The organism is Gemmatimonadaceae bacterium (assembly GCA_020852815.1).
Classification (GTDB): Bacteria; Gemmatimonadota; Gemmatimonadetes; order Gemmatimonadales; family Gemmatimonadaceae; genus SCN-70-22.
Window position 1 is genome coordinate 1 of the sequence record JADZAN010000027.1, and the last position, 2,633, is coordinate 2,633.

The window sequence follows — 2,633 nt, forward strand, 5'->3', positions numbered from 1 at the left end:
ACCAGCTCCCCCCCACCCAGGGCGGCGCCCACGCCTTCACCCCCGACTACGCCTCCCCCGAGCAGGTCCGCGGCCTCCCCGTGGCCACCTCCTCCGACCTCTACTCGTTAGGGGTCATTGCCTGCGAGCTCCTCACCGGCCGCCGCCCCTTTGCCTTCGACGGCCACCTCTTTGCCGAGATGCAGGCCATGATTGCGCTCGCCCCTCCGCCGGTGCCATCGACGCTGGTCACGTCGGCCGCGGCGGCGACCTTTGGCGAGGGATCGGTGGAGCGGGTGCGCCGGCGCCTCACGGGCGACCTCGACGCGATCGTTCTCCAACTGTTGCGCAAGGAAGCGGACCGCCGCTACGGCTCGGCCGAACAACTGGGCGAGGACCTGCGCCGGCACCTCGACGGGCTCCCCGTGAGCGCGCGGCGCGACACGCTCGGCTACCGCCTTGGCAAGTTTGTGCGCCGCCGGCGGGTCGAGCTGTCGGCGGCGACGCTCGTGCTCCTCTCGCTCGTTGGGGGCGTCGTCGCATCGACCCGGCAGATGCAACGCGCGCAGCTCGAGCGGAGGAAGATGGAGCAGGTGAACACCTTCCTTTCCACCATGCTCTCGGCGGTCGATCCCGGCTACAGCGGACGCGACGTAACCGTGGCCCAGGTCCTCGACCAGGCGGTGAAGGACATCGGCACCCAGAAGCTCGATCCGGAAATCGAGGGGGAGCTGCAACACACCATTGGCCAGACGTTCTACGGCCTGGGGCTCTACAAGGAAGCCGAAGACCACGTCCGGCGCGCGTACGCCCTGCGTCGCGCGTCGTACGGGGAGCTGGACCAGCGTACGGCGCAGACGTACTCGTACCTCGTCGCCCTGGCCGAGGCGCGCGGCGCCTTTGCCGAGGCGGAGTCGCTCGCCGTCATCAACGTCGCGCAGCAGCGGCGCATGCCGCGCGACCAGCGCAGTGCCAACGAGCTGGCGACGGCGCTGGACAACCTGGCGCGCATGGTCGAGCACCAGGGGCGACTCGACGAAGCGCTGGCCGTCAAGCTCGAGTCGATCGCGCTGCGACGCACCGCCACCGACTCGGCGTCGCGCGTCTCGCTCCCCTACACGCTCAACAACCTCGCCGTTGCCTTGATGTACCGCGGGGAATACGAGAAGGCGGACACGCTGATGCGCGAGGCGCTGGCGGTCGAGGCCAGCGTGCACGGGCGCAAGAGCCCAAACTATGGAAGCCTGCTGCGCGGCTACGCCGACCTGCACGACCAGATGGGGGAACGCGCCACGGCCGACTCCATTGTGCATGAGTCGATGCGCGTCCTTGAGGCGAGCGTGGGACCGCATCACACCGAGTACCTGCGCGCCGTGACGCTCCTGGCCCAGTTGCGCTACACCGCGAACGACATGCGCGGAACGGTGGAGGCGGCGCGGCGCGTAGTCCCCGAGATCGGGAAGGGGATGCACGAGAGCGAGCCCTCCTCGTCTGGGGTGCTGCAGGCGCTTGGCCTCGCCCTCGATTCGCTCAAGCAGTTCGCAGCCGCCGACTCGGCGCTGCAGCGTTCGCTCGACATTCGCCGCAAGTACCTCCCCCCGGAGCACTGGGGCATCGCCTCGTCCGAGGCGGTGTACGGCTATCACCTGGGTCGCATGGGGCGCAACGCCGAGGCGGAGCAGCTGCTCACGAGTTCGTACGAAAAGCTTGTTGCCTTGCGCGGGGCCGACAACCCGATCACCAAGCGCGTGGCGGTGCGGCTGGCGGAGCTGATGGAAAAGCTGGGGCGCGGCGAAGACGCCAGGAAGTGGCACGCGCGTGGCTGACCTGCGGCGATCCATGGGGTCGGAACCCGGACTCACCCCCGCGCGCCTGGCGCGCATCCGGGAGCTGTTCGACTCGGCGCTCGAGATGCCGACCGAGGCGCGTTCGGACTACCTCGCGCGTGCCTGTGGCGACGACCTCACGCTGCGCTTCGAGGTGGAGAGCCTGCTGTCCGCGCTGGAGCGCGGCGGGGGAACCTGGGAGAGTCCCGCCGGCGATGCACTCGCCTCGGCAATGCACTCGCAAGACGATGCGAGCGCCGTGGGGCGCCGGATCGGGGCTTACGAGCTGACGCGCCTGATTGGCTACGGCGGGATGGGGGCCGTCTACGAGGGCGTCCGCGCCGACGACCAGTTCCAGAAACGCGTCGCCCTCAAGTTCCTCCGCCGCGGCCTCGAGGGCGACCTCGCCATCCGCCGCTTCCGCTACGAACGCCAGATCCTCGCCAACCTCAATCACAAGAACATCGCCGCCCTCCTCGATGGCGGCGTCCTCGTCGTGCTGCGCCGCCACGTCGGCCAGCGACGCCCCCAGCGATCGTTCCCAGGTGGCCCCGCCGCGATCGAGCGCGGCCAGCAGGCTGGCCACCTCGCCCTGCAAGGTGTCGTCGCCCGCACACGCCCGCGCCAGGTACGGCGCGCGCTCCTCCGTCGCCAACTCCAGCGCCGCGTCGAACAGCTCGCGGATGCGAAGCAGGCGTGCCGGCGTGATCGGCGCACCCCCCTCCTGGCTCACGCGCCGTCCATCTCCCGCTGCAGGAAGGCGCGGGCAAAGGTCCAGTCACGCTTGACCGTCGCCGGGGAGATGCCTAACGACTCGGCGGTCTGCTC

At 70.0% G+C, this 2,633-nt stretch carries 3 protein-coding genes; 1 reads left to right on the forward strand and 2 read right to left on the reverse strand.

Annotated elements, in window-relative coordinates; all coding sequences use genetic code 11:
• The coding region (locus tag IT359_15245) for a tetratricopeptide repeat protein (GenBank protein ID MCC6930339.1) at positions 1 to 1,805 on the forward strand (1,805 nt) is incomplete at its 5' end.
• On the opposite strand, the gene IT359_15250 is transcribed toward IT359_15245, so the two are convergent.
• Complete coding sequence (locus IT359_15250; protein MCC6930340.1) at positions 1,717 to 2,538, reverse strand: hypothetical protein; 822 nt, start codon at positions 2,536 to 2,538, stop codon at positions 1,717 to 1,719. The genes IT359_15245 and IT359_15250 overlap by 89 nt on opposite strands.
• On the reverse strand, positions 2,535 to 2,633 hold a 99-nt coding region (locus IT359_15255; protein ID MCC6930341.1), incomplete at its 5' end, for an RNA polymerase subunit sigma-70. The genes IT359_15250 and IT359_15255, both read right to left, overlap by 4 nt.